This is a genomic window from Paraburkholderia sp. RL17-383-BIF-A (assembly GCF_046028015.1).
GTDB lineage: Bacteria > Pseudomonadota > Gammaproteobacteria > Burkholderiales > Burkholderiaceae > Paraburkholderia.
This window is the reverse complement of record NZ_JARESR010000004.1, coordinates 194958-221575: the sequence shown is the minus strand read 5'-3', so window position 1 is coordinate 221575 and position 26618 is coordinate 194958. Positions and strand designations below refer to the sequence as shown.

At 64.8% G+C, this 26618-nt stretch carries 26 protein-coding genes; 18 read left to right on the top strand and 8 right to left on the bottom strand.

Annotated elements, in window-relative coordinates:
• Nucleotides 1–17: 17 nt before the first annotated feature.
• Complete coding sequence (locus P0D71_RS06715) at nt 18–233, top strand: hypothetical protein (RefSeq protein WP_408479523.1); 216 nt, start codon at nt 18–20, stop codon at nt 231–233.
• 2 nt (nt 234–235) lie between these two features.
• On the opposite strand, the gene P0D71_RS06710 is transcribed toward P0D71_RS06715, so the two are convergent.
• The gene (locus tag P0D71_RS06710; protein ID WP_408479522.1) at nt 236–1894 is read right to left on the bottom strand and encodes a GMC family oxidoreductase; all 1659 of its coding nucleotides are present in this window, start codon (nt 1892–1894) and stop codon (nt 236–238) included.
• A 410-nt stretch (nt 1895–2304) separates the two neighbouring features.
• Between P0D71_RS06710 and P0D71_RS06705 the strand changes: the two genes are divergently transcribed.
• Complete coding sequence (locus tag P0D71_RS06705) at nt 2305–3990, top strand: isovaleryl-CoA dehydrogenase (RefSeq protein ID WP_408479521.1); 1686 nt, start codon at nt 2305–2307, stop codon at nt 3988–3990.
• Between the two features lie 97 nt (nt 3991–4087).
• The gene (locus tag P0D71_RS06700) at nt 4088–5506 is read left to right on the top strand and encodes a coniferyl aldehyde dehydrogenase (protein WP_408479520.1); all 1419 of its coding nucleotides are present in this window, start codon (nt 4088–4090) and stop codon (nt 5504–5506) included.
• An 11-nt stretch (nt 5507–5517) separates the two neighbouring features.
• On the opposite strand, the gene P0D71_RS06695 is transcribed toward P0D71_RS06700, so the two are convergent.
• The 5 genes from P0D71_RS06695 to fliE form a co-directional block, all read right to left on the bottom strand.
• Nucleotides 5518–5877, bottom strand: coding sequence for an EscU/YscU/HrcU family type III secretion system export apparatus switch protein (locus P0D71_RS06695; RefSeq protein ID WP_091798117.1), 360 nt, complete (start codon nt 5875–5877; stop codon nt 5518–5520).
• A complete protein-coding gene (gene fliK / locus P0D71_RS06690; RefSeq protein WP_408479519.1) occupies nt 5874–7352 on the bottom strand; it encodes a flagellar hook-length control protein FliK in 1479 nt (492 codons plus the stop codon). The genes P0D71_RS06695 and fliK overlap by 4 nt, the downstream gene beginning before the upstream one ends.
• Before the next feature lie 90 nt (nt 7353–7442).
• On the bottom strand, nt 7443–7769 hold the full coding sequence (locus P0D71_RS06685; protein ID WP_408181562.1) for a flagellar protein FliT: 327 nt from the start codon (nt 7767–7769) through the stop codon (nt 7443–7445).
• A complete protein-coding gene (gene fliS / locus P0D71_RS06680) occupies nt 7766–8200 on the bottom strand; it encodes a flagellar export chaperone FliS (protein ID WP_091798108.1) in 435 nt (144 codons plus the stop codon). Before fliS ends, P0D71_RS06685 begins: the two co-directional genes overlap by 4 nt.
• A gap of 218 nt (nt 8201–8418) precedes the next feature.
• Complete coding sequence (gene fliE / locus P0D71_RS06675) at nt 8419–8754, bottom strand: flagellar hook-basal body complex protein FliE (RefSeq protein ID WP_091798105.1); 336 nt, start codon at nt 8752–8754, stop codon at nt 8419–8421.
• 236 nt (nt 8755–8990) lie between these two features.
• Between fliE and fliF the strand changes: the two genes are divergently transcribed.
• From fliF to P0D71_RS06600, 15 genes are all read left to right on the top strand, one after another.
• Nucleotides 8991–10796: a flagellar basal-body MS-ring/collar protein FliF gene (gene fliF, locus P0D71_RS06670; RefSeq protein WP_408181566.1), complete on the top strand. Its 1806-nt coding sequence runs from the start codon at nt 8991–8993 to the stop codon at nt 10794–10796.
• Nucleotides 10786–11781, top strand: a complete 996-nt coding sequence (gene fliG, locus P0D71_RS06665) for a flagellar motor switch protein FliG (RefSeq protein ID WP_007179928.1) — start codon at nt 10786–10788, stop codon at nt 11779–11781. The genes fliF and fliG overlap by 11 nt, the downstream gene beginning before the upstream one ends.
• Complete coding sequence (gene fliH / locus P0D71_RS06660; protein ID WP_177205053.1) at nt 11768–12451, top strand: flagellar assembly protein FliH; 684 nt, start codon at nt 11768–11770, stop codon at nt 12449–12451. Before fliG ends, fliH begins: the two co-directional genes overlap by 14 nt.
• On the top strand, nt 12445–14094 hold the full coding sequence (gene fliI, locus P0D71_RS06655) for a flagellar protein export ATPase FliI (protein ID WP_408479518.1): 1650 nt from the start codon (nt 12445–12447) through the stop codon (nt 14092–14094). Before fliH ends, fliI begins: the two co-directional genes overlap by 7 nt.
• Nucleotides 14095–14096: 2 nt before the next feature.
• On the top strand, nt 14097–14546 hold the full coding sequence (gene fliJ / locus P0D71_RS06650) for a flagellar export protein FliJ (RefSeq protein ID WP_091798096.1): 450 nt from the start codon (nt 14097–14099) through the stop codon (nt 14544–14546).
• Between the two features lie 52 nt (nt 14547–14598).
• Nucleotides 14599–16116, top strand: a complete 1518-nt coding sequence (locus P0D71_RS06645; protein ID WP_408479517.1) for a flagellar hook-length control protein FliK — start codon at nt 14599–14601, stop codon at nt 16114–16116.
• 484 nt (nt 16117–16600) lie between these two features.
• Nucleotides 16601–17101, top strand: a complete 501-nt coding sequence (gene fliL / locus P0D71_RS06640; RefSeq protein ID WP_091798091.1) for a flagellar basal body-associated protein FliL — start codon at nt 16601–16603, stop codon at nt 17099–17101.
• 65 nt (nt 17102–17166) lie between these two features.
• Nucleotides 17167–18165 (top strand): flagellar motor switch protein FliM, encoded by a 999-nt coding sequence (gene fliM / locus P0D71_RS06635; protein ID WP_091798088.1) that lies wholly within the window; start codon nt 17167–17169, stop codon nt 18163–18165.
• Nucleotides 18158–18622, top strand: coding sequence for a flagellar motor switch protein FliN (gene fliN, locus P0D71_RS06630; protein ID WP_091798085.1), 465 nt, complete (start codon nt 18158–18160; stop codon nt 18620–18622). The genes fliM and fliN overlap by 8 nt, the downstream gene beginning before the upstream one ends.
• Nucleotides 18619–19230, top strand: a complete 612-nt coding sequence (gene fliO / locus P0D71_RS06625; RefSeq protein ID WP_408181579.1) for a flagellar biosynthetic protein FliO — start codon at nt 18619–18621, stop codon at nt 19228–19230. The genes fliN and fliO overlap by 4 nt, the downstream gene beginning before the upstream one ends.
• Complete coding sequence (gene fliP / locus P0D71_RS06620; RefSeq protein WP_408181582.1) at nt 19230–20075, top strand: flagellar type III secretion system pore protein FliP; 846 nt, start codon at nt 19230–19232, stop codon at nt 20073–20075. The genes fliO and fliP overlap by 1 nt, the downstream gene beginning before the upstream one ends.
• Before the next feature lie 77 nt (nt 20076–20152).
• On the top strand, nt 20153–20422 hold the full coding sequence (gene fliQ, locus P0D71_RS06615) for a flagellar biosynthesis protein FliQ (protein WP_011490196.1): 270 nt from the start codon (nt 20153–20155) through the stop codon (nt 20420–20422).
• A 37-nt stretch (nt 20423–20459) separates the two neighbouring features.
• Nucleotides 20460–21242, top strand: a complete 783-nt coding sequence (gene fliR / locus P0D71_RS06610) for a flagellar biosynthetic protein FliR (protein WP_091798075.1) — start codon at nt 20460–20462, stop codon at nt 21240–21242.
• 489 nt (nt 21243–21731) lie between these two features.
• On the top strand, nt 21732–22277 hold the full coding sequence (locus P0D71_RS06605) for a PAAR domain-containing protein (RefSeq protein ID WP_408479516.1): 546 nt from the start codon (nt 21732–21734) through the stop codon (nt 22275–22277).
• 3 nt (nt 22278–22280) lie between these two features.
• Nucleotides 22281–22910, top strand: coding sequence for a type VI secretion system amidase effector protein Tae4 (locus P0D71_RS06600; protein WP_408479515.1), 630 nt, complete (start codon nt 22281–22283; stop codon nt 22908–22910).
• Between the two features lie 445 nt (nt 22911–23355).
• On the opposite strand, the gene flgL is transcribed toward P0D71_RS06600, so the two are convergent.
• Nucleotides 23356–24579, bottom strand: coding sequence for a flagellar hook-associated protein FlgL (gene flgL / locus P0D71_RS06595; protein ID WP_091798066.1), 1224 nt, complete (start codon nt 24577–24579; stop codon nt 23356–23358).
• A gap of 10 nt (nt 24580–24589) precedes the next feature.
• On the bottom strand, nt 24590–26563 hold the full coding sequence (gene flgK, locus P0D71_RS06590; protein ID WP_091798063.1) for a flagellar hook-associated protein FlgK: 1974 nt from the start codon (nt 26561–26563) through the stop codon (nt 24590–24592).
• Nucleotides 26564–26618: the final 55 nt, after the last annotated feature.

Genomic DNA, 26618 nt, shown 5'->3' with positions numbered 1-26618 from the left:
GGCACGGAGCCGGCGGCATGTCTTGCATCACTCGCCGCAATCGCGACTACTGCTGCGCGACAAACTCGATGCGGCGGTTGGCAAAGCGACCGCTCGCCGTGTCGTTGTTCGCGACCGGATGCGCCTCGCCGTGGCCTTGCGCGATCAGCGAATCAACCGGCCATGACCGTTGGTTTGCCGCAGCGTCGACGGTGAAGCTGAGCTGGCTCTCTTTGGTCGGCGCGGGCGACTAAACTCACGCGGCATTCGTCGCCATGCGAATTCCGTCCGCGGACGCCACCTTCAGCTCCGCCTGGAACTCGCGCCGAGCCGCCGCGATCAGCTCGGCCGCGCGCTCGCCGATCATCACCGTCGGCGAATTGGTGTTGCCGCCGATCAGCGTCGGCATCACCGAAGCATCGACGATCCGCAGCCCCGTCACGCCCCGCACCCGCAATTGCGGATCGACCACCGACCGGGCGTCGCCGCCCATCCGGCACGTCGCCACCGGATGATAGATCGTGTCGGCATGCTCGGCGATGACGCGGCGCAATTCCGCTTCCGACTGGCCAGGACGCGTATACAACTCAGTGCCGCCGTGCAGCGCGAGCGAGGGCGCATCGAGGATGCGCCGCGCCATCTGCGCGCCTTCCACCAGCAGGTCCAGGTCGCGCGAATCGCTGAAAAAGCGCGGATCGATCACGGGCGCAGTGCGCGCATCGGCACTCGCCAGCGTCACGGTGCCGCGGCTATGCGGCCGCAAGACGCAAACGTGCAGCGAATAACCATGGCCCCAGTGCATATGGCGGTTGTGGTCATCGACAATCGCCGCGCAGAAATGCAACTGCAGATCAGGCCGGTCGAGCGTCGGGCTGCTCTTCAGAAAACCACCCGCCTCGGCGACATTGCTCGACAGCATGCCGCGCCCGTGGCGCATGAAGGTCACGAACTGCGGCAGCATCCGCGCAATGCCGCGAATCGAAAATCCGGTCGGCTCGATCGACGCAACCCGTTTGTTGATCGTGAAATCGACGTGGTCGATCAGGTTCTGCCCAACCTCCGGCGCGTCGTGCAGCACGGCGATGCCGAGCGACTGCAAGTGCGCCGCCGGCCCGATGCCCGAGCACATCAGCAGTTGCGGCGAATTGAACGCGCCCGCCGCGAGCACCACCTCCGCGCGCGCCGCAAGCGTTTCGGTGCGGCCACCGCGCACGATCTCGACACCGCTCGCGCGCTTGCCGTCGAAGACCACGCGCAGCACCGTCGCGTCGGCGATCGTGTGCAGATTGGGGCGCGCGCGATCGTAGACGTAGGCTCGCGCCACGCTGCAACGGCGCCCGTCGCGCTGCGTCACCTGGTAGAAGCCAATGCCTTCCTGCTCGGCGCCGTTGAAGTCGCTATTCGGCTTGTAACCGGCTTCCATCGCCGCCTGCACGAAGCGCCGCGAAAACGGATTCTGGTAGCGCAGATCGGAGACGGTGAGCGGGCCGCTATCGCCGTGCCACGCATCGGCGCCGCGCTCATTGCCTTCGGCGCGGCGGAAATACGGCAGCACCTCTGCCCACGACCAGCCCTCGCAACCCAGCTTCGCCCATTCGTCGTAATCGAGCGGATGGCCGCGGGTGTAGATCATCGCGTTGATCGCACTCGATCCGCCGAAACCGCGCCCACGCGGCTGATACCCTTGCCGTCCGCCGAGCCCCGGCTGCGGCGTGGTCAGATAGCCGTAGTTGGTTTTGAGCTTGTGCGGCACCACGGCCGCAACGCCGACCGGCATATTGACGAACAGATTGCGGTCCGTGTGCGGGCCGGCTTCGATCAGGGCGATCGTCGCGTCCGGGCAGCTATCCGCGAGACGGCTCGCCAGCGAGCAACCGCCCGAGCCTGCACCGACGATGATGTAGTCGTATTGCATCCGCTCCTCCATGTGGGCCGCGTTGCTCGCGAACCCTGTCTCCGTCGATCGGAGTGAGCGCTGAACTGTCGACCCGATTTCACGCTTTTAGCGCGCTACACTGGTCCCAATCAAAGCGCTTTCTCCGATCCCCTGCAGGCAACTGCAGAACACTTGTCTACCTGTGTTTTACCGGCATTGTAGGGAGCGTTAGGATGCCGCGGCGGGTTCACGCCAGAGCGATTCCTCTAAACGGAAGGGCCGCCGCGACCCTATGATGAAAGACGCGCAGGCGCCCGCCAGGCGGCCGCGCAGGGCATTCAAACACGGCGCTGCACGCGCCGTCCTCGCAGTGCGCGGCACGACACGCAACGATTAAACAGCGTACCGTCGATCGACGCCGGCGAGCATGCGTTGAACGGAGACAGCAGATGCAACCGCACAGCTTCGGCCAGACCCACGAGGTGACCAATCAGGCTCCGCCGCTGGCGGACTACAACCTCTTTTCCAGCGACGCCGCGTTATCCGCCGCCCTCGAACGCGACGGCGCCGCGTGGCATCGCGGCGCGTTGCTGCGGCACGGCGCGGCGCTCACCACGCCCGAGACGCTGGCGCTCGCCGACCTCGCCAACCGCCATACGCCCGAATTGCTCACGCATAGCCCGCGCGGCGAGCGCATCGACGCGCTGGAGTTTCATCCGTCGTGGCATTCGCTTCTTGCGCTTCTGCGCCGCGAGGGTCTGCATGCCCTGCCCTTTTCCGATCCGCAACGCGGCGCGATGGTGGCGCGCTGCGCCGGCTACTTCCTGCACGCGCAAATCGAATCCGGCTCGCTCTGCCCGCTGACCATGACCTTCGCGAGCATCCCCGTGTTGCAACGCGAACCCGCGCTATTCGCCACGCTGCGCGACAAGCTCTATGCCCGCGAGCACGATCCGCGCGACGTGCCGCTCAAACACAAGAGTTCCGCGATGATCGGCATGGGCATGACCGAGAAGCAAGGCGGCTCGGACGTGCGCAGCAATCAGACGCGCGCCTATGCGAGCGCCGGCAGCGGCCGCGGCGCCGCCTACCGGCTGGTCGGGCACAAGTGGTTTTTTTCCGCGCCGCAGTGCGACGCTCATCTCGTGCTCGCCCGGACCGACGATCACGAAGGCATCTCGTGCTTCTTCGTGCCGCGCTTCGCGCCGAACGGCAGCAAGAACGGCGTGCAGATTCAGCGCCTGAAAGACAAGCTCGGCAATCGCTCAAACGCGAGCAGCGAAGTCGAATTTCTCGACGCGTTCGGCATCATGATCGGCGACGAAGGGCGCGGCGTGCCGACCATCATCGAAATGGCGAATTACACGCGGCTCGACTGCGTGATCGGCAGCGCGGCCCTGATGCGCGCGGCGCTCGTGCAGGCCATCCACCATGCGCGTCATCGCAGCGCGTTCGGCCGGCATCTCGCGGACCAGCCGTTAATGCGCAACGTGCTGGCCGATCTGGCCTTGGAATCGGAAGCGGCGACGGTGCTGTTCATGCGTCTCGCGCGCGCTTTCGAAGACTCCACCGACGCCGCCTCCACCTCGCTCGCCGAGCGCGCGTGGCGGCGCATCGTCACGCCCGCCGCGAAGTACTGGGTCTGCAAGCGCGCGCTGGAATTCACCGGCGAAGCGATGGAAGTCTGGGGCGGCAACGGCTACGTCGAAACCGGTCCGATGGCGCGCTTCTATCGTGAAGCGCCGGTGAACTCGATCTGGGAAGGCTCCGGCAACGTAATGTGCCTCGACGTGCTGCGCGCCATGGAGCGCGAACCGGAAGCGGCGCAGGCCTTGTTCGCCGCCTGGCAGGCACAAGCTCAGGCGCACCCGGCCTTGAGCGCCGCGCTCGGCAAGCTCGCCGCCGCGCTCAACGGACCGGCCGAACATCGCGAGGCGTCGGCGCGGCGGATCGCACAACAGGTCGTGCTGATCGCGCAGGCTACGTTGCTGCTCGAGCATGCGCCCGGCGAAGTCGCCGAGGCGTTCATTGCCACACGTCTTGCCGACGGCTGCGGCGAGAGCGGCCGTGTGTACGGCACGCTGCCGGCCACGTTCGATCACGCGGCGATCGTCGAACGCGCTTTTCCTGTCTGACATTCAGCACGCTTGAGTGACACCGCGCAGCAGCGCAAACGCATCCAATAAAAGCGCGATTCCACGCGCAACGCAATCCATCAGGGAGTGGACACACATGAAGAACGATCTGCCGGAAGTCGCCGCGCTCGAAGCGCTGCTTCGCGATCAGCGCCATGCTTATTTGCGCGCGCCTTACCCGTCGTGGGAAACCCGTGCGGCGCATCTGAAAGCGCTGCGCAAAGTCATGCTCGACCATCGCGACGCGCTCGCCGACGCCATGAACGTCGACTTCGGCAATCGCGCGAAGCAGGAAGTGCTGCTCGCCGAATTCCTGCTGGTGAAAGAAGAAATCGACGCCGCCCTTCGGCACGGCAAGCGCTGGATGAAAGCGCAGCGCCGCAGCACCAACAAATGGCTGCTGCCGGCGCGCGCGAAAGTGGTGCCGCAGCCGCTCGGCGTGGTAGGCATCATCGTGCCGTGGAATTATCCCGTGCTGCTCGCCGTCGGGCCGCTGATCAGCGCGTTGACCGCGGGCAATCGCGCGATCATCAAAATGTCCGAACTGACGCCGCGCACCTCGGCGCTGTTCGAGCAGTTGATCGCCCAGACCTTCGCACGCGATCACGTCGCGGTGGTGAACGGCGACGCCGCGCTCGCCGCCGCGTTCAGCGCGCAGCCTTTCGACCATCTGCTGTTCACCGGCTCGACCAAGGTCGGCCACGAGGTGATGCGCGCCGCCGCCGAGCATCTGACGCCGGTCACGCTCGAACTGGGCGGCAAGTCGCCGGCCATCATCGGTGCGCATGCGCGCTTCGACAACGCGGTGGACAACCTGATCGCCGGCAAGACGCTCAACGCGGGGCAAACCTGCGTCGCGCCGGACTACGTGCTGGTGCCGCGCGGCAAGGAGCAGGCCTTCGTCGAACGGGCGCGCGCGCGGATGGCTCGCATGTACCCGAACTTCGCCAACAACCCGGATTACACGACGATCATTTCGGCGCGTCACTTCGCGCGCCTCGAGCGTCTCGCCGACGAAGCCCAGGGTGCCGGCGCGCAACTGCATGCGCTCACCGACAGCTCGCCCGATGCGGCGAGCCGCCGCTATCCGCTGATCGCCGTCACGAATGCGCCGGACGCGTGCGCGCTGATGCAGGAGGAAATCTTCGGGCCGCTGTTGCCGATCGTCCCTTATGACACGCTCGACGACGCGATCGCATGGATCAACGCGCGTCCCCGTCCGCTCGCGCTGTATCTCTACGCCGACGACGCCGCCACCATCGACCGCGTGACGCACGAAACGATCGCCGGGGGCATGGCGATCAACGAGACGCTGATGCATCTGGCGTGCGAAAGCCTGCCGTTCGGCGGCGTCGGAGCGAGCGGGATGGGTGCGTATCACGGCTACGAGGGCTTCGTGACGTTCTCGAAGATGAAGCCGGTGCTGACGCAGGCGCGCCTGAACGCGCGCGGGTGGATTTCGCCGCCGTACGGCAAACGGGTGAACGCGCTGCTGAAACTGATGATGCGCTTCTGACGCTCGACGGCTCAACGCGCCGCGGTGCCGCCGTCCACTTCGGTGGCCACCACGTCGATGACATCGCGTGCATCGGCATTCGCGGCGTGCGCCGGTTCGTTCTCCGCACCGCTTTCCAGCCGATGCAGCCACGCGAGCAACTCCGCCACGGCCTGATAGAGCTGCGGCGGAATCCGTGCGTCGAGGTCCACCTGCATCAGCAGCGACACCATTTCGGGCGCCTCGTGCACATACAGGCCGGCTTCCTTGGCCCGCTGCACGATCATCTCGGCCAGCATCCCGTAGCCTTTGGCGATCACCCGCGGCGCGGGATCGCCCCCTTGCGAGTCGTAGACGAGCGCGGCCGCGCTGCGGCGGTGCTTGCGGCTCATGACAGGTCCCAATCGAAATCGTCGGGCGACGCGGCTTCGGTACGGGCGGAGCGTGCCGCGCGGCGTACAGTCGTGGCCCGGTCGGCGCTCGCCGCAGCCGGACTCGCCGCCGAAGCCGACTTCACATAGGCCGACGCCGCCGCCTGAGCGGCCGCGGCCGCACCGGCCGCGTTGGCGCCAGTGACCGGCGCACCGCCGCCGATCTCGCGAATCGTCAAGCCATTCAATTCGATGCCCGCCGCCGCGAGCCGCTGGCGGAAGCTCTCGCCCTGCGTGGCGAGGCGCGCCGCCCCGCCGGGGCTGGCCTGCACTCGCGCGATGAGCCGCGTGCCGGTCAGCGTCAGTTCCGCATCGACGGTGCCGAGCGTCGGCAGCGACAGCGTCAGGCGCGTGCGCCACGGCTGGTCCTCCTCGCTCGCCGCGCCACCGCCGCTGCGATCCCATTCGTCGCCGTCCTGTTCGATGGTCCAGTCGAGCCGCGCGCCCGGCCATGCTTCGCCGGTCCAGCGAAACTGGCCGGTCGCGAGCAGATCGAGCTGCTGACGCACCAGGGGCACGGTCGCGGGATGAACCGCGGCCGCCATCGACTGCGAATTCTGCGACGAGCTGCCGTCGGCCGGTTGCGCCGCCGCGCTATGCAGGCCGGCGTGCGCGGGCTGGCCGTTCAGGTCGGACAGGGAACTGGCCAGCACCTCGCCGGCCATGAATCGTGCGGCCTGCGCAGTCTGGATCGACGGCATCGCGCGGCCGGCGGCGCCGGCGTCCGGTGCGCCGTTCGATGGGCCGTTCGGTGGGCCGTTTAACGAGCCGTTCGGTGAGACATTCGGCGCCGCGCCCATGCCCTGCCGCGCGGAAGGATTGGCGGCGGACGCCTCGCCGGCGTCATTCGCCCAGTCGAGCGGCAATTGCGCGGCGGCGGCCACCAGCTTGTTTTGCGCCTCCCCGGCCAGCGAAGCCGGCGGACGCTGGCCAGCCAGCCATTGCGCGAGATGGGCTTCGTAGAAGAGACCGCTATCGCCGACCGTCTGTTCGAGCGCGGCTGCGAGCGCCGCGACAGGCACCTGGGTTGCCGCCACACTCGCGGTCGCCGCGGTGGCCGCGTTTGCAGCGCCATTCGGATTGGCGGTGGTCCCGGCGGAAGCCGTTGCCGCAGCGGGCGAGTTGAACAGCGGTAACGCGCCGACTTCGACATCGAGTGCAGGCGCAGCCGGCCAGATCGGCGCTTGCCCGAGCACGGCGGGCGTGGCCTCGCCGCCCGAGCGTAGGATCGCGTTGAGCGTCAGCGCGACGGCGGACAGCGCAGTTTGCGCGGAAGCCTGCGGTGCCGGCGTGGCAATAGGCGTCGAGGTGGTGGGCGCGGTATCGACGCCCGCCGCGCCGGTCTGCGACGCGGCCGCGCTGCCCGGAGCAATGTTGAGCAGGCTGTCGACGCGGTTCGCGAGCAGCGAAGCGACGGCCGTGTCGATTCCGTTCATGCCGATTCCTTGGTCACATTGGCGACGGCGCGCTCAAACAGAGTCAGTCAGCCAGATGAATAGAGACGGAGGCGGCGCGCGCGGCGAAACTCAGCGCGCCCCGTACAACTCCTTGAGCACGTGAGTCGGCCGTCCGGCGAACAGCGCCGACAGACTGGCCATGCGCGGATTCGCCAGATCGCGGATCGCAGCGTCGTCGGCGAGAATCTGGCGGATCAGCGCGTATTTGCGCAGGCGCTCCCCCTCGTCGAGCTTCACGCCGGTTTCGGCGTCTCGCAACGCCTCCACCAGATGGCGGTATTCCTCCTGCAAGTGGACCAGATCGTTCCACAGTGCGCGCCGGGCAGCCATCAACATGCGGCAGGAAATCGCTGCAATCGCCTCGTATCGGGCGAAGTATTCTGCGTTCGATGTCATCTCATGCTTTCCGCGGCCGGCTGAGCTGCCATCCGCGCGATCTCCGGGGCAATCCCGATCCATGCCTCTTCGAGTGTCGCCAAAAGGCCATCCACCTCGACCAGCATCGCCTCGCTTTGTTTTATGTTGGCTTCGAGCAGCCGGCGCGACATATAGCTATATAGCGCATTCAACCGCTCCGCAATCTCGCCGCCCGCCTCAAGGTTGAGCGACTGCTGCAGCCCGCTTTCGACGATCTGGATCGCCTTGCCGATCGCCTCTCCACGACCCGGCACATTGCCTTGCTGCAGATGCATGCGCGCCTGCGCGATGGCCTGCCGCGCGCCCTGATACAACATCACGATCAGACGATGCGGACTCGCGCCCATCACCCCTGTCTCGACGCCGACGCGTGCGTACGCATTGGCTCCAGAGTGTCCTGGGGAAAACATCGGCGCTCCTCCTGTCTTGCACTGCGGTTGGGTCGTGGCTCCCTATCCGGGCACGTTGCCGCACCCCGATCGCTGCCTGTATCTGGTTATCGGATAGGCAGCCGGAAAGCTTTAGGCCGGTGTAAGGAGGATTAAGGGGCCGAATGGCGCGGCCCGCGAGGGCCACACGGCATGCACGCATTCGGGCGGGCGGACGAACCTTGCCGCCCGAGGCGCGCTCATACCGACATCTGCATGATGTCGTTATAGGCGGACACCAGCTTGTTGCGCACCTGCAGGCCGAACTGGAAGCCCACGTTGGCCTTTTGCATATCGACCATCACGTCGTTGAGCGACACGTTGGACGCGCCGAGTTCGAACGCCTTCGATTCGCCGATCGCCTTGGTCTGATCGCCGCTGATCTTGTCCAGCGAGGCTTTCAGCGCCGAGGCAAAACCGGTGGGCGTCGCCGCGCCGGAGGTGTCGGCGACGGCATTGCTGCCGCCGGCCGCTTGCGCCGCCATCGACTGCATCTGTTGCAGCGCCGACGAGAGCGCGTTCACGGGGAAAGTCATGTTTTCTCCAGGGAATGACGACCGGCATGCCAGAACCGTACCGATCTGGACGAAAGCATAGCGCCGCAGCCATACGGGAAAGCCCCGAAACTAGGGGGGAAACCCGGCTCTATTCAAGCAATCGGGTTGAGCCGCGCCACGGATAATTTCAATGGTGAAAGTCTCTGTCCGCACGCCCGCCGACCCTCGGCGCGTAAGCGGCAGAACGCAAAAGGCATCCCGGAGAAACCCGACGCATGGATTCGTCAGCCAACTCTTTGATCAACCCCGACGCCCGCATGGGCCTCGCCGGCGCGCAGCCTGGCGCCGGTGCGGCCGGCGCCGGCCAGGCCGGCGGCGCCGCGGACCTGGGCGGCCTTTCGGGCAACCTCGGCGGCAACTTTGGTCAACGTCTGTCAGGCCTCGCGCAAATGCGCGGCAACCCGCGCGCGCCGTTGATTTTCGCCGTCGCGCTGCTGGTCGCCGTGGTGGCGGGCCTGTTCCTGTGGTCGCGGGCACCGGACTACAAGGTGCTCTACAGCAATCTGTCGGACCGCGACGGCGGCGCGATCATCACGGCGCTGCAAGCGGCCAACATTCCCTATAAGTTCTCCGACGCCGGCGGCGCGATCCTCGTGCCGGCCGAACAGGTGCATGAGATGCGTCTGCGGCTCGCGTCGCAAGGTCTGCCCAAGAGCGGTTCGGTCGGCTTCGAGCTGATGGACAACCAGAAATTCGGCATCAGCCAGTTTGCCGAGCAGATCAACTATCAGCGCGCCCTGGAAGGCGAGCTGGAGCGCACGATCGAATCGATTTCGTCGGTGAAGTCGGCTCGCGTGCATCTGGCGATCCCGAAACCCTCCGTCTTCGTGCGCGACAAGGAAGCGCCGTCCGCCTCCGTGCTGGTCAACCTCTACCCGGGCCGCGCGCTCGACGACGGCCAGGTGCTGGCGATCACCCATATGGTGTCCTCGGCGGTGCCGGATATGCCGGTCAAGGGCGTGACGATTCTCGACCAGGACGGCAACCTGCTGACGCAGCCTTCCACCGGCAGCGGACTCGACGCCTCGCAACTGAAGTACCGCCAGCAGATCGAGCGCAGCACCCAGCAACGTATCGACGCGATCCTCTCGCCGTTGTTCGGCTCGGGCAACGCGCATTCGCAGGTCAGCGCCGACATCGACTTCTCGCATAGCGAGCAGACCTCGGAAAACTACGGCCCGAACGGCAACCCGCAGCAGGCGGCGATCCGCAGCCAGCAGTCGAGCAGCGCCACCGAAATGTCGCAAGGCGCCGCCTCGGGCGTGCCGGGCGCGCTGTCGAACCAGCCGCCGCAGCCGGCGTCCGCGCCGATCAACGCGCCGAACGGCGCGAGCGGCGTGACGACCACGCCGGTCAGCGACCGCAAGGACTCGACTACCAACTACGAACTCGACAAGACAGTGCGGCACCTCGAGCGGCCGATGGGCGGCATCAAGCGTCTCTCGGTGGCGGTCGTGGTGAACTACATGCGGGTGGTCGACGCCAAGGGTCACGCCACGATGCAGCCGGTCACCGCCGACAAGCTCGCGCAGGTCAACCAGCTGGTCAAGGACGCAATGGGTTTCGACTCGGCGCGCGGTGACTCGGTGAACGTGGTCAACAGCCCGTTCAGCACCGACCTCGACCCGAACGCCGACCTGCCGTGGTGGCGCACGCCGGACATGATCGCGCTCGCCAAGCAGATCGCCACCTACCTCGGCATCGGCGCGGTCGCCCTGTTCCTTTACTTCGTGATGGTCAAGCCGGCGCTGCGCCGCGCTTTCCCGCCGCCGGAGCCGGTCGTCGCCGGGGCGCTGCCGTCGCCGGACGAGCCGGTCCTGCTGGATGGCATCCCCGCCGCCGAGCGCGCGGGCGCGAACGGAAGCTCGGTCGCCGAACTGGAAACCGACAGCGAACTGCTCGCGCTCGAAAGCTCCAAGCACAAATATGAGCGGAACCTGGAATTCGCGCGCAGCATCGCCCGCCAGGATCCGAAGATCGTTGCAACCGTCGTGAAAAATTGGGTGTCCGATGAGCGCTGAAGGCGTAATGAAGAGCGCGCTCCTGCTGATGTCGATCGGCGAGGAAGAAGCCGCGCAGGTGTTCAAGTTCCTCGGGCCGCGCGAAGTCCAGAAGATCGGCGTCGCGATGGCCGCACTGAAGAGCGTGACCCGCGAGCAGGTCGACGAAGTCCTGCAGGAGTTCGTACGCGAGGCCGAGCAGCACACCGGCATGTCGCTGGATTCGAACGAGTACATCCGTTCGGTGCTGACCAAGGCGCTCGGCGACGACAAGGCCGGCGCGATCATCGACCGGATTTTGCAGGGCAGCGATACCAGCGGTATCGAAGGCCTCAAGTGGATGGATTCCGCGGCGGTCGCCGAACTCATCAAGAACGAGCATCCGCAGATCATCGCGACCATCCTCGTTCACCTGGATCGCGATCAGGCGTCGGAAATCGTCGCCTGCTTCACGGAGCGGCTGCGCAACGACGTGCTGCTGCGGATCGCGACGCTCGACGGCATCCAGCCGGCCGCGCTGCGCGAACTCGACGACGTGCTGACGGGCCTGCTGTCCGGCAGCGACAACCTCAAGCGCAGCCCGATGGGCGGGATCCGCACGGCGGCCGAGATTCTCAACTTCATGTCGAGCAACCATGAAGAAGGCGTCATCGAGAACGTTCGCCAGTACGACGCGGAACTTGCGCAGAAGATCATTGATCAGATGTTTGTGTTCGAGAACCTGCTCGATCTGGAAGACCGCGCAATTCAGCTGCTGCTGAAGGAAGTCGAGTCCGAGGCGTTGATCATCTCGCTGAAGGGCGCGCCGCCCGCGCTGCGCCAGAAGTTCCTGTCGAACATGTCGCAGCGTGCTGCCGAACTGCTCGCCGAAGACCTCGACGCGCGCGGTCCGGTGCGCGTCTCCGAAGTCGAGACGCAGCAGCGCCGCATCCTGCAGATCGTGCGCAACCTGGCCGAAGGCGGCCAGATCGTTCTAGGCGGCAAGGCCGAAGATGCATATGTCTGATCAGAACTCCTCGGCGAAGGAAAGCCTCTCGGCCTACCAGCGCTGGGAGATGGCCTCGTTCGATCCGGTGCCGCCGGCACCGCCCGAACCCGAAGTCGACGACGGCGCGTTCGAGGCCGAACTCGAACGTCTGCGCGACGCCGCGCATGCACAGGGCATCGCCTCCGGCCACGTGGCCGGTCAGGCGCTCGGCTACCAGGCCGGCTACGAGCAAGGTCATGCGCAGGGCTTCGAGCAGGGCCAGAGCGAAGCGCGCGAAGAAGCGGCGCGGCTCGCCGCGCTGGCTGAAACTTTCAAGTCGGCTCTCGACGGCGCCCAAGGCGCGATCTCCGAAACGCTGGTCGCACTGGCGCTCGACATCGCGCAGCAGGTGGTGCGTCAGCACGTGCAGCACGACCCGACCGCGCTGATCGCCGCCGCGCGTGAAGTGCTGGCGAGCGAGCCCACGCTGGTCGGCGCGCCGGCCCTGATCGTGAGTCCCGCCGATCTGCCGGTGGTCGAAGCCTATCTGATGGAAGAACTGCAAACGCGCGGCTGGACCGTGCGCACCGATCCGGCCGTGGAACGTGGCGGCTGCCGCGCGCAGGCCGGAACCGGCGAAGTGGACGCCGGCATCGATACGCGCTGGGAGCGCGTGGCCGCCGCACTCGGCAAGGTGAGCACATGGTGAAGCCGACGCTCGAAGAGATTCGCGCCAGCGATCTGACGCCGCTCGAACGCGAACTGGCGCTGGCATCGTTCGGCGCCGAGGCGCTGGCAGACGTGCCGGCCGCGGTCACACCCGCCGCGGCGGCGGTCGCCGCCATTGAAGCCGCCCTGCGCGATCCGGCGCATGCCCATCCGGCGACGGGCGCCGCCGCGAGCCACGACGCCGCCCCATCGAGCCCCGCTCCCGCCGCTGTTCCCTTCCCCCCGTACGACCCCGCGCTCGACAGCAATCCGCACATGCAGGCCTGGCGCGGCCGCCTCGACGCGCTGCGCGCACGCAATGCGATCGCCAAGCCGATGCGCGCCTGCGGTCGTCTCACGCGCGCCGCCGGCCTCGTGCTGGAAGCCGTCGGCCTGCGCCTCTCGGTGGGCGCGGAAGTGATGATCGAACTGCCGCAAGGCAGTTCACTGCCGATGGCCGAAGCCGAAGTGGTCGGCTTCTCCGGCGACAAACTGTTTCTGATGCCGACCACCGAAGTGATCGGCCTGCTGCCCGGCGCGCGCGTCTATCCGCTGGAAAGCGCGCCGATCGCCGATCCGATGGCGGGCGCGAAACGTCTGCCGGTCGGCTGGGAATTGCTCGGCCGCGTGCTGGATGCGTCCGGCCGTCCGCTCGACGGACTCGGCCCGCTTGGCACGCATGCCGACGCGCCGTTGTCCGCACCGGTCATCAATCCATTGAATCGCGAACCGATCCACAAGGTGCTCGACGTCGGCGTGCGCGCGATCAACGCGCTGCTGACGGTCGGACGTGGTCAGCGCATGGGCCTGTTCGCCGGATCGGGCGTCGGTAAATCGGTGCTGCTCGGCACGATGGCGCGCTACACCAGCGCCGAAGTGATCGTGATCGGCCTGATCGGGGAACGCGGCCGCGAAGTGAAGGAATTCATCGAGCAGATTCTCGGCGAGGAAGGTTTGGCGCGCTCCGTGGTGATCGCCGCGCCCGCCGACGTCTCGCCGCTTCTGCGGATGCAGGCGGCGTCCTACTCGACCTCGCTCGCCGAGTATTTCCGCGACCAGGGCAAGCATGTGCTGCTGCTGATGGATTCGCTGACCCGCTACGCAATGGCACAGCGCGAGATCGCGCTGGCCGTGGGCGAGCCGCCCGCCACCAAGGGCTATCCGCCTTCGGTGTTCGCCAAGCTGCCGGCGCTCGTCGAGCGCACGGGCAACGGCCCGGCGGGCGGCGGTTCGATCACCGCGTTCTACACCGTGCTGACCGAGGGCGACGACCAGCAGGACCCGATCGCCGACTCCGCGAGAGCGATTCTGGACGGCCACATCGTGCTGTCGCGCTCGCTGGCTGAAGCCGGCCACTATCCGGCCATCGACATCGAAGCGTCGATTAGCCGGGCAATGACCGCGCTGATCGACGATAACCATCTGGACAAGACGCGTATGTTCAAGCAGATGCTGTCGCGCTATCAGCGCAACCGCGATCTGATCAACGTCGGCGCGTATTCGAGCGGGCGCGACGCGCTGCTCGACCGCGCCATCGCGCTGTATCCGCGGATGGAAGCATTTTTGCAGCAAGGTTTTCGCGAGTGCGCGAACTTTGAACCAAGTCTCGAGATGCTGGACGCGCTGTTTGCCCAAGGAGGCTGACGATGGCGAAACACTTTCCGATCAAAACCCTCATCGGCCTGGCCCAGGACGATGTCGACGCCGCCGCGCAACGTCTGGGCCGCGCGCAGCGCGAGCGCAACGATGTGCAGGCGCAACTCGACGCCCTTGTGCAGTATCGCGACGAATATCACGCGCGCTTCACGGCGACCGCCCAGACGGGCATGCCCGCGGGCAACATGCGCAACTTCCAGGCGTTCATCGACACGCTCGACGCCGCCATCGAACAGCAGCGCAATCTGCTGGCGACGGCCACCGCGCGCGTCGAGGCCGCGAAGCCCGACTGGCAGCGCCAGAAGCAGAAGCTCGGCTCATATGAAGTGCTGCAGGCGCGCGGCGAAGCAGCCGAAGCCAGAACCACGGCGCGGCGCGACCAGCGCGACGCCGACGAACACGCCGCCCGGATTCTGCGGATGCGCGCCGAAGGTGCATGAGCGCCGCCTTGACTGACTGAACACCCCGTTTGACGGATTGACAGGATTCCCTATGTCGCTTCTTTCACAGATCGGCTCGCTGCTCGGCTCCGCCAGCAGCACGTCCACCAGCGCGGCCATTGCCGCTGCGGCAAACGCCAAACCGTTCTCGCAAACCCTGCAGCAGAGCATCGACCAGCAAAACAGTGCTGCCGCGCAGAGCGCGAGCCAGCAGCAACAGCAGCAGGCTGCGGCTGCGGCGTCTTCTGGATCGTCGTCTTCGTCGAGCGTGCACGATGCTCCGCCGCCGGCTGATTCAAGCGCGCAGAGCACGGACGACACGAGCAGCAGCAAGGACGCCGGCAAGCCGGCGAACTCCGCATCGTCGTCGGCATCGGCGGGCAACACGCAACAGGCTTCGAGCGACAAGCCCGCCGCCACGCCGCCGAAGGCCGGCAACACGGCGACCCAGACCGACGCGGGCACCGCCGCAGCAGCCGCCGCAGCGCAGGCCCAGGCACAAGCGCAAGCGCAAGCTAACGCGGACAACGCCGCCACGCCGGCCACCGCCGACCCCGCCACGGCCTTGGCCGACGCCGCGACCGCGTTGCCCGGCACGACCACGGACGCCACGACGGGCGGCACCTCAGGCAAGAAAACTACCGCTACGGATCCAAAGTCGTTGCAAGACGCATTGCAGGCGGCGCTGGCGGCTTTGGCGAATGGCCAGGGCGTTCCCCCCCAAGCAATGGCGAGCGGCGCCGCCGCCAATGCCGCGACGTCGGCGAACGGCCTCGCGGCTGGCACGAACGCGGGACTTAACGGAACCTCGAACGGAACCTCGGACGGCAAGACCTTGGCCAGTGGCCTGTTCGGCGACGGCAAGGGATCGAGCGCGTCGAAGGCCGCTTTGACGACGGCGGCGACGACCGTGGCGGACCCGTCCGCAGCGGCAAAGGCGGCGAACGACGCGTTGACGGCAACGGCCGGCGGCACGCAGGGTGACGATCTCGCATCCTTCAAGAGCGCGGCGGACGCAGCGACAGCTGCGCTGGCCGCCACGCAGGCGGCGGCCAGCGCGGCGAGCGCGACCGCTGCCGTCCAGACCACCGGCAATGCCGGCGCGGCGCAAGCGGCAAACGCACTATCACCTCAGGTCGGCACGACCGACTGGGAGGACGCATTGAGTCAGAAGGTGGTGTTCCTGTCGAACGCGCATTCACAGAGCGCCGAACTGACGCTGAACCCGAAGGACCTTGGTCCCTTGCAGGTTGTCTTGCAGGTTGCCGACAACCACGCCCATGCGTTGTTTGTTTCGCAGCATCAATCCGTGCGTGAAGCGGTCGAAGCGGCGTTGCCGAAGCTACGCGAGGCGATGGAATCAAACGGGATCGGCTTGGGCAGCGCGAGCGTCAGCGACGGCTTTGCGCGCCAGGGCGGCCAACAGCAGAGCGCCGACTCTGGCCGCTCTGGCGGCCGCTCGAGCGGTGCGAGCGGATCATATGGCGGCAGCAGCGGCTCAGACACGATCGACATGGCGGTCAACGTACCGGCGCGACGCACAGTGGGTCTGGTAGACACATTCGCGTGATGCTGACGCCTTGACCCCGCCGCCACTGTGGGCCGAAGGCATTGAGGTCTCAAGGCAACGGGTTATCGGCGCCCTTCAAAGGGCGCCGATTCGCGTCGGGCATTGGATGAAGAACCGCGACGGCGCGCGCAGCGCCGCTGGAAGAATGACTGCCTTGTCACGAATGTTGAATGTGCGAGGAGACTGATTCCAGATGCACCACTACCGTGACTGCGCGAGGGCCGCGCTTAAGGATTAGCGGTGTGAAGCCGCTTTCTTTGCTTACTTTCTTTGCGGCGGCAAAGAAAGTAAGTGCCGCCCCGCACAGGGGCAACGCCAATAGACCACAGCGAATTCAAGGAAAGGCCAACGTCTCCGGCCGCGACAGCAAAAACCCCAAAAACCAGAGATAGCCCGCAATAACCCTTCTTTTCGACCCATCGCGCCGCAGGCAAATAAACAACAATCACCATCACCAGCACTAAAGGCAAGCAAAGCAAACCTCATGGCAACCACGACCGCACCCCAGCAAGCCGCGCCCGCCTCCCCGGGCCCCTTGAAGCGCATCATCCTGATCGTGCTCATCGCGATCATCGCCGCGGGCGCAGCCGGCGCGGGCGTATGGTTCTTCATGTCCAAGCGCGCTCCCGCCACAGCCTCGGCGGAAGCCGCGCCGGCCCCGGCACCCGCGCCGCTGTTTTTCCCGCTCGAATCGATGACCGTCAATCTGCAATCGGACGACGGCCAGCAGCACTTCCTGCGCATCGGCCTGACGCTGAAACTCACCGACGCGAAGACCCAGCAGGAACTGACCGAGCACATGCCCGAAGTGCGTAGCCGTATCCTGCTCGCGCTGTCGAACAAGCACCCTGACGAACTGGCGCCGCTCGAAGGCAAGCGCGCGCTCGCCACGGAACTCCGGACACTGATCGAACAGCCGACCGACAAGGGCGCCGTGCCGATCCATGTCCAGGACGTGCTGTTCACCGAATTCGTCGTGCAGTGACGTCGGTCGTGACGTTAATCAGCGCTGCCATCATCAACCGCCACGGGACGCACGAGGAATAAGGAATGGGCCACGAAGAGTTCATGTCCCAGGAGGAGGTCGATGCTCTCCTCAAGGGCGTAACCGGCGAGTCCGATTCGGAAGCCGAGCAGAGCGAGCGTGTGGGCGTACGGCCCTACAACATCGCGACGCAGGAACGCATCGTCCGCGGCCGGATGCCTGGCCTCGAAATCATCAACGACCGGTTTGCGCGGCTGTTGCGCGTCGGTATCTTCAACTTCATGCGGCGCTCGGCGGAAATCTCCGTCGGTCCGGTGAAGGTGCAGAAGTACAGCGAATTCACCCGCAATCTGCCGATCCCGACCAACCTGAATCTGGTCCACGTAAAGCCGTTGCGCGGCACGTCGCTGTTCGTGTTCGACCCGAACCTGGTGTTCTTCGTGGTCGACAACCTGTTCGGCGGCGACGGGCGTTTCCATACCCGCGTCGAAGGCCGCGATTTCACGCAGACCGAGCAGCGCATCATCATGAAGCTGCTCAACCTCACGTTCGAGCACTACACGGCGTCGTGGAAAAGCGTGCGTCCGCTGCAATTCGAATACGTGCGCTCGGAAATGCACACGCAGTTCGCCAACGTGGCGACGCCGAACGAAATCGTCATCGTCACGCAGTTCTCGATCGAGTTCGGCACGACGGGCGGCACGCTGCACATCTGCATGCCGTACTCGATGATCGAACCGATCCGCGACATTCTTTCGTCGCCGATCCAGGGCGAGGCGCTCGAAGTCGACCGCCGCTGGGTCCGCGTGCTGTCGCAGCAGGTGCAGGCCGCGGAAGTGGAACTGACCGCCGACCTCGCGCAGGTGCCGGTCACGTTCGAACAGATCCTGAACATGCGCAAAGGCGATGTTCTGCCGATCAACATCCCCGAACACATCACGGCGAAAGTCGATGGCGTGCCGGTGATGGAATGCGGCTACGGAATTTTCAATGGTCAGTACGCGTTGCGGGTCCAGAAAATGATCAGCGCAGCCGACACGATGAAGGAAGGTGGATATGAGTGACCTGAACGCAAAAACCGAGGCCGAGCTGGCCGCAGGCGAGCCGCAACTGGCCGCCGACGCAGCCGCAGCCGAAGACGAAGCGGCCATGGCGGACTGGGCCAGCGCGCTGGCCGAGCAGAACGACAATTCGGAAGTCAGTGCGACGACGGCCGGCGTGTTCCAGCCGTTGTCGAAAGTCGAGCCGACCTCGACGCGCAACGACATCGACATGATCCTGGACATTCCTGTTCAGATGACCGTCGAACTCGGCCGCACCAAGATCGCGATCCGCAACCTGCTGCAACTCGCACAGGGGTCGGTGGTGGAACTGGACGGCATGGCGGGCGAGCCGATGGACGTGCTGGTCAACGGCTGTCTGATCGCACAGGGTGAAGTGGTGGTGGTGAACGACAAGTTCGGTATCCGTCTGACCGACATCATCACGCCGTCCGAACGCATCCGGAAGTTGAATCGATGAAACGCGTAGCCGGTCGCGCCGCGTCGCGCACTGTTCCGATTCGCGCCGCACTGGCTGCCAACGTCGCGGTGGCGCTATCCGCCCCGGCGTCGATCTTCATGTTGCTCACACCGTCGGCCGCTGTCGCGGCGGACATGAATGCGGTCAACAATGCCGCGAAAATCGCCTCGGGTGTCGGTGCGGGTAGCGCGGTTCCGGCGCTCGGCGTCGGCGCGGTGTTGCAAACCATCGTCGGCCTGCTGGTCGTGATCGGTCTGGTGTTCGCTTGCGCATGGCTCGCACGCCGCTTCGGCTTGCAGCCGGCGAACCGCGGCGGCCTCGTGAAAACGATTGGCGGCGCCTCGCTCGGCGGCAAGGAGCGCGTCGCGGTGGTCGAGATCGGCGATACGTGGCTCGTACTCGGCACGGCGCCCGGCAACGTACGCCTGCTTCACACGATGCCGGCCGGTTCGGCCGCCGTCGATGCGCTCGGCGCGTCGCAAGCCGGTCCGGCAAGCACGCCGGCTACCGGTACGGCACTGCCCGGCACTTTCGGCCAACGCTTTCGCGATGCATTGAAAGGCGAAGTGGGCAAACGTTTCAACGGGCAAGGCGGCGAGGTTCGGTAATGCAGTTCAGTCTTTCTTCGGCGCGTCACGCGCAATCCGCTCGCATGTCCAGCACCGCTTCGAAAGTGATTCCCGTGGTTGTGCGCGCTCTACGCCGCGTCACCCCAGTTGCGCCCGTCGTACTGGCGGCGCTGATGCTCGCGCTGCCGACCCTGTCGTTCGCGCAAACGGCCGGCTTGCCGGCCTTCAACACGAGCCCCGGCCCGAACGGCGGCACGACGTACTCGCTGAGTGTGCAGACCATGTTGCTGCTCACGATGCTGTCGTTCCTGCCGGCCATGGTGCTGATGATGACGAGCTTCACGCGCATCATCATCGTGCTCTCGCTGCTGCGCCAGGCGCTCGGCACGACCACGACGCCGCCTAACCAGGTGCTCGTCGGGCTCGCGCTGTTCCTTACGTTGTTCGTTATGTCGCCGGTGCTCGACAAGGCCTACACCGACGGCTACAAGCCGTTCTCCGACGGCACGATGCCGATGGAAACCGCGGTGAACCGTGGCCTCGCGCCGTTCAAGACGTTCATGCTGCGCCAGACCCGCGAAAGCGACCTGGCGCTGTTCGCCCGCATTTCGCACGCCGCACCGATGCAGGGTCCGGAAGATGTACCGTTGTCGCTGCTGGTGCCTTCGTTCGTGACGAGCGAATTGAAAACCGGCTTCCAGATCGGCTTCACGATTTTCATCCCGTTCCTGATCATCGACATGGTGGTGGCGAGCGTGCTGATGTCGATGGGCATGATGATGGTGTCGCCCGCGACCATTTCGCTGCCGTTCAAGCTGATGCTGTTCGTGCTGGTCGACGGCTGGCAGTTGCTGCTCGGCTCGCTGGCACAGAGCTTCGTTTAACCGCGTTTTTTAACCGCGTTTTTTTACCGCGTTTTTTCACCGCCCCTCGCGCCCTTCACGCTTCCGGTCCTATCGCCATGAATCAAGAATCCGTCATGACGCTCGCGCACCAGGCCATGTATGTCGGCCTGCTGCTTGCCGCGCCGTTGCTGCTGGTCGCGCTGGTGGTCGGTCTGGTGGTGAGCCTGTTTCAGGCCGCCACGCAGATCAACGAAAGCACGCTGTCGTTCATTCCCAAGCTGCTCGCGATTGCCGTCACGATGGTGATCGCCGGACCGTGGATGCTGACGACCATGCTCGACTACCTGCGCCAGACGCTCACCAACATTCCGACGCTCGTCAACTGAGCGCGGCGCCGGTCTCGACCTCCCCTTTCCCACCACGATGTTTTCCGTCACCTACGCGCAACTGAACGCCTGGCTCACCGCGTTCCTGTGGCCGTTCGTGCGCATTCTCGCGCTGGTCGCCACCGCACCGGTGCTCGGCAACCGTTCGCTGCCAATGCGCGTGAAGATCGGCCTTGCGGCGTTCGTCACGATCATCGTCGCGCCGACACTCGGCGCGCTTCCGCAGGTCACGGTGTTTTCCGCCGAAGGCGTGTGGATCATCGTCAACCAGTTCCTGATCGGCATCGCACTCGGCGTCACCATGCAGATCGTGTTTCAGGCGATCAGCGCGACCGGCGACTTCGTCGGTCTCGGCATGGGCCTCGGCTTCGCGACGTTCTTCGACGCCCAAGCGGCCAGTTCGAGCCAGGTGCTGTCGAGCTACATGAACACCATCGCGATGCTGGTGTTTCTGGTGATCGACGGCCATTTGCAGATGATCAGCGCGCTGCTCACCACCTTCCAGTCGGTGCCGGTATCGGCGAACATTCTCGGCGCGCCCGGCTGGCGCACGCTGGCGAACTTCGGCAGCACGGTGTTTTCAGCGGGGCTGTTGCTGTCGCTGCCGGTGGTCGTCGCGCTCCTCATCACCAACCTCTCGCTCGGTATTCTGAATCGCGCCGCGCCGCAGATCGGCGTCTTTCAGATCGGCTTCCCGCTCACCATGCTGATCGGCATGCTGCTTCTGCAATTGATGACCCCGAACATGATTCCGTTCTTCATACGGCTCTTCGACGTCGGCCTCGATCAGATGGGGCGCGTGGCGGCGGGGTTCAGGTAGTGAAGTTTTGACTAAGGGTGCTACGTCGCCTTTGCGTCGACACGTTGTAGCGAGTCGCTAATCTTCATGCCCGCCCAGAGCGGGCGTTTTTTCGCGTGCAATCCGAACTGAAGCGATTCGCTTCGCGTGCGGTATTGCAACGGCGTCCGCGGTAGCAGGATAGGTTGCCGTCTTAGGTCGCGACTTCAACGCTTCCGAGAAGATCACCCTGTCTGCGTTGCTCAGTTGGCCCACATCAGGCATCCACAAATCGTTACAGAAATATCCATTTTTTCGGACTTGTCGGATACCTAATCCCTCTGTGATTCGCCGAAATGGATTGCGGGATAGGTGCGCTCAACGACCGCACGCGAATCCCATCCACGTTGGCTCATTTCATACGGGAGACATTGAGAATGCCGGGAAGCGAAAGGAACGAAACGACGTGTCGGATTACGACACTCGGTGGGACGGGGTACAGGCTCGCGTGCTTCGAGGGAGACGAGATCCATGCGTAAGGCGCTCGTGGTGCAAGGCAGCCCGACAACGACAGGCGGCGTCGTCATTGGCGGTTCGGCCACTCACATGATGGACCAAGGCAAGCCGTTCGCACTGGATGGCGACGAAGCAACATGCGGCAATTGCAAGGGCGTGTTCAGGATAGTCGGCACGGCTACGCGCCGGTGCTACAGGGGACAGCCCGGCGTTGTCGAAGGCGATCTGGTGTTGTGTCCATGCGGACTCAACCATGTGATGGCCAGCCTCAATCCTGGCTGTTTCTACTGGACTGACGACATCACTGTGGCCGCGAGCCGTGTCGTATCCCCTATCGACAATTCGGCTCTGGCAAAGGGCATCTATGACGAACAGGTGCGCGTCGCGACGACGGTGGCGAGCCTCGAAGGCTATCCGTACTTCATCGAATCGGCCAACGGCAGCACTATATCCGGGCGGCTTGACGAATACGGTTATCTGCCACGTGTCCACGCCGAAGCAGTCACCCATTACAAAGTGTATTGGGGCGATGCAGCGCTTGCGAGACAGGAAGGGTCCTGACCAATGCCGAATAAAACGACCGAGGTAGAAACCAATTCGACGCCGAATTCGATCAAGGAAGTGCAACTGAAGGCACTGACTTTTCAGGAGTTGTGGGATCACTATCCATCGGGCGATCCCTACGATAATCCAGCTTATCGCGACCAATGCGCTATTCGGACGAGTGTGACATTCCACCGGGTCGGCGTCGAAACGAAGTCATTTTCACAGAGATGGGTTAAACCGCTCTCGGGTCAATCGTCCATTGGGCGGATCATGCTTGATGGCAAAGCTACCGCGACGCGAGCCGACGAATTGGGCAAGTGGTTGCAGCTGCGTCCGTTTGCAGGGCTCCCGAAGGCGGAAGATATAACGGGCGCGGATTGGGAATCAAAGGTCAAGGGCCGCACCGGCATCATTCAGTTTTCGCGCTATTGGACGCGCGAAGGCGAAAGCGTAGGCACTGCAAGCGGTGGGCACATTGATCTTTGGAACGGTTCACGACTGACGATCAGCGGCTTCTTTGACGGCGTAGCGACTATTGGGCGTTACGTGGGTATCCAGTCATTTCGGCAGGGTGCAACCGTAGCTTCGGAGGTGAGTTACTCCGACCTGCGTGGCTCAAAATCGATCCTGTTCTGGGAGATCAAGTGAAGCGCATTGGTGTCTCGTTGGCCGGCTGTTTTTGCGGTCTATTCCTGACATGGGCATGTTTATATGCCTTCAGTCACAACCAATGGCCACATCATGCCGATAAATCCATGGCCAGGTGCCATGAGCTCGGCAAATGCGCTGTCTCGTCGTGGGATACGGCGCTTCTTCTCGCATACCTGTTGGGGCCGGCCGTGCTCCTGGGCCTCGTCAATTCGGTTGCATGGAAGCGCTGGTCCGCCTCGAAATGGGCTGGTTGGTTGTTTGGCCTATCAATCTTGACGGTCGCGTTCTACTCGACTGACTACATCTCAGCAGGTTTTTAGGTTTTCCATCGCTTGGGCCGGTGCAAGCACCGACTGCGCAATGCAGCGCACTCCAAAAAGAAGAAGGGCGGAACCGATTCACACCGGTTTGCGCCCTTCTCCGTCTCAGACCGCTCGTGTCATCAGCTCAGGTACTGGAACAGCGAGATGTTCTGAATCTTCGCGAACGCCTGTTGCGCCGCTTGCAGCGCAGCCTGCGTCATCGTGTATTTGCCGATCGTCTTGACCATGTCGGTCTGCGTCAGATCCGCCAGGTTGCTGGAGGTCTGCAGCGTGTTGGTCTGCGTGACCGTCTGCAACGCCTGCACTTCCTGCTCGCGACCACCCACCGCCGCTTGCGCCGTCACGACGTTGTTCATCGTGTTCTCGAGCTGGGCCATGCTGGTAGTCAGCGCGCTCTGGAAGCTGGCCGTCGAGGCGCCGCCCGACACCGGCGTTTGCAGCGTGGTGATCAACTGGCTCAGATTGGCGAACACGTCCATGCTGCCTTGCGTGGCCGGCGTCACCGTGAAGCTGTCGCCAGCGTTCGGCGCACCGGTAATCGACACCGACTGACCGCCGAGCGTAATGGCCGAACCGGCGGTGAACGCCTGCGGCGCACTCGTGGTCACCGCGCCGGTAGCCGGATCGGTCTGGCTCACGGTGTAGGTGGTGGCCGACGAAAAATTGATCGAGTACTTGTCCGCGTTGGTCGGATCGGTCGGGTTGTTCAGGCTCACGGAGCTGATCACGCCCGTACCGGTGTTACCCGTCGTCGCGGCCGGCACGGAATTGGTGCCGATCGGCGCCACGCTGCCGAAGATCGAAATGCCATTGTCGCCGGTCTGCACGACGTGCGAGTCGGTAATCTGCACGCCGGGCGTGCCCGTATCGCCGGAATAGGTCACGACGCCGGCCGAGTTCGTGGTGTACGGCTGCGCGCTGCTTTGATAACCGGCGAACAGGTAGTTGCCTTGCGGATCGGTCGAATTGGCGAGCGTCATCAGCTGGCTGCGCAAGCTTTGCAGCTGCGTCGCGATCGAGCCGCGGTCGCCGTCGTTCAGCGAACCGTCGCCGGCGCGCAGCACCAGCGTATGAATGGTTTGCAGCACGGTGTTGACGCTGCCGAGCGTGGTGTCTTCCTGCTGGAGCGACGCCAGCGCGGTGCCCTGATTGGTCGTGTATTGCGACAGGGTCGTCGCCGTCGAGCTCAACTGCACCGCCTGTGCCGCGCCGAGCGGATTGTCCGACGGCGTGGAGAGGCTCACACCGCTCGATATCTCGGCGTACAACTGCGACAGTTGAGCTTGCTGATCGCTCATCGTCGCGACGTTCATGTTGAAGTACTGCGTGCTGGAGATGCGCATTGTCAACGCCTCACTGGAAGATGCCGAGTATCGTCTGGAACAGGGTCTGCGCGGTCTGAATGACCTTGCTGTTCGCCTGATACAGCTGCTGATACTGAAGCAGGTTGGCTGCTTCTTCGTTGATGTTCACGCCTGAAACCGACTGCTGCGCGGTGGTGATCTGAGTCACCAGCGAGCTCTGCGCCGTGCTCGAGGTCTGGATCTGGTTGGTCTGATTGCCGATCTGGTTGACGTAGTTCGCATACGCGCCCGTCAGCGTGACCGTGCCGCCCGACATCGCTTTCGCGGTGGACAGGTTCGACAACGCCAGCGCATTGCGGCCGTCGTTGGTGGCGCCGGTGTTCGGGCCGATGGTGAACTTGTCGCCGGCAGCGGGTGCGCCGCTGATCGTCACCGACACGTTGTTCATCTGGCCGAGGGTCGCGTTGTTGATCGTGAGCGTGGCGCCGGTGGCCGACGAATACGGCACCACGGTCGCCGCGCTGGCGATCGTATACGTGGTGGCGGGCGAACCGGCCACCGTCACCGTCGAGCCGGCCGGGAAGCCGGACAGGCCCGTGCCGTCGTACGACAGCGTGGTGGTCGAATTCGGCATGGTGTAGCCGGCCGTCACCGTGCCCTGCGTAATCGTGCCGGTGCCGGTGTTGCTCGACGCGGCGTTGGCGAGCACCGGCGCCGCGGCGGCGATCGCCGATGCGTCGGTAGTGGCGGTCGCGAAACTGTTCAGCGCACCGCGGGTCGGCTCGACCGTGAACGAATCGCCGGCGTTCATCGTGCCGGTGGTCGAGAAATTCAGGCCGTTGATCGGTTGGCTCAGGTTGGTCGCCGAACCCACCACGCTGCCCGTCGAATTGTCGGTCAGCGTGTAAGTGGTGCCGTTGTAGGCCAGCGTGTAATCGCCGGTGGTCGGCTGAGCGGGGTTCGCGAACGACACGTTCAGCGACGCGTTGCCGGTGTTCTGCGTGTTCGCATAGACCGTCGGGCCGCTCACCGAGAACAACGCGCTACCCTTCGCGCCCGCGAGCGTAATACCCAGGCCGTTCTGCGCGTTGACCTGCGCGGAGAAGCTCACGGCAATCGCGCCGAGTTGCGCCTCGCCCGGGTCGAGCGTCTGGCTGCGGAACGCGAGCAGGCCGCCGAGCGTACCGCCGTCGATTTTGCTGTCGGGCAGGTTCTGCGGCGTCGCCGCCGGGTTTGCGCCGGCCTGGCCGAGATACTGCACGGACAGTTCACTGGTGTCGCCGGTCGAAGGCGCGGTGCCCAGGTTGTAACTGTTGTTGGACGACACGAGCGGCTGGCCGTTGCTCATGAACACGCTGTAGCTACCGTTGCTGTTGACGACGTTCACGCCGATCAGTTGCGACAGGTTGGACACGGCGAGATCGCGCTGGTCCAGCAACTGGTTGGGCGGCTGCCCCTGCGTGCTGGCCTGGGAGATCTGCCCGTTCAACTGCGCGATCTGCTGCGTATAGCTGTTGATCTGCGACACGGTATTGGTGAGCTGCGTGTTGACGCTCTGGCGCAGCGCGTCGTATTGCTGACCCGCGGCGTTGATCTGGTTCACCAGCGTCTGCGCGCCGCTCATCGCGGTCTGACGGGTAGCCAGACTCGACGCATTGTTCGAGACGTTCTGCAAGCCGGTGAAATAGCTGGTGATCGCACTCGCAATCCCCGCAGTCGGACTGCCGATCAGATTATTCAGCTGCGAAATCAGCGTGTTGTACGTCGACAGCGAGCTGCCCGAGCTCTGCGCGTTGTTCAGCTCGGTAGTCAGATACTGGCTGTACTGGCGCGTAACGGTCGTGGTCGAAACGCCTTGCGGCAAATAGCCCGAGCCCGTGTACTGGCCACCACTTTCCGCGTACACCGGCGTTTCGATGGTATAGCCTGGCGTCGACGCGTTGCTGATGTTCTGGCCGGTCGTCGTGAGTCCCCACTGGGCTGCGTTCAGTCCACTGAGGCCGAGATTGATGAGATTGGACATGCGTCATCCTGAAGGGCGACACCGTACACATGCCGCCGCGTTACTTGAACATTCT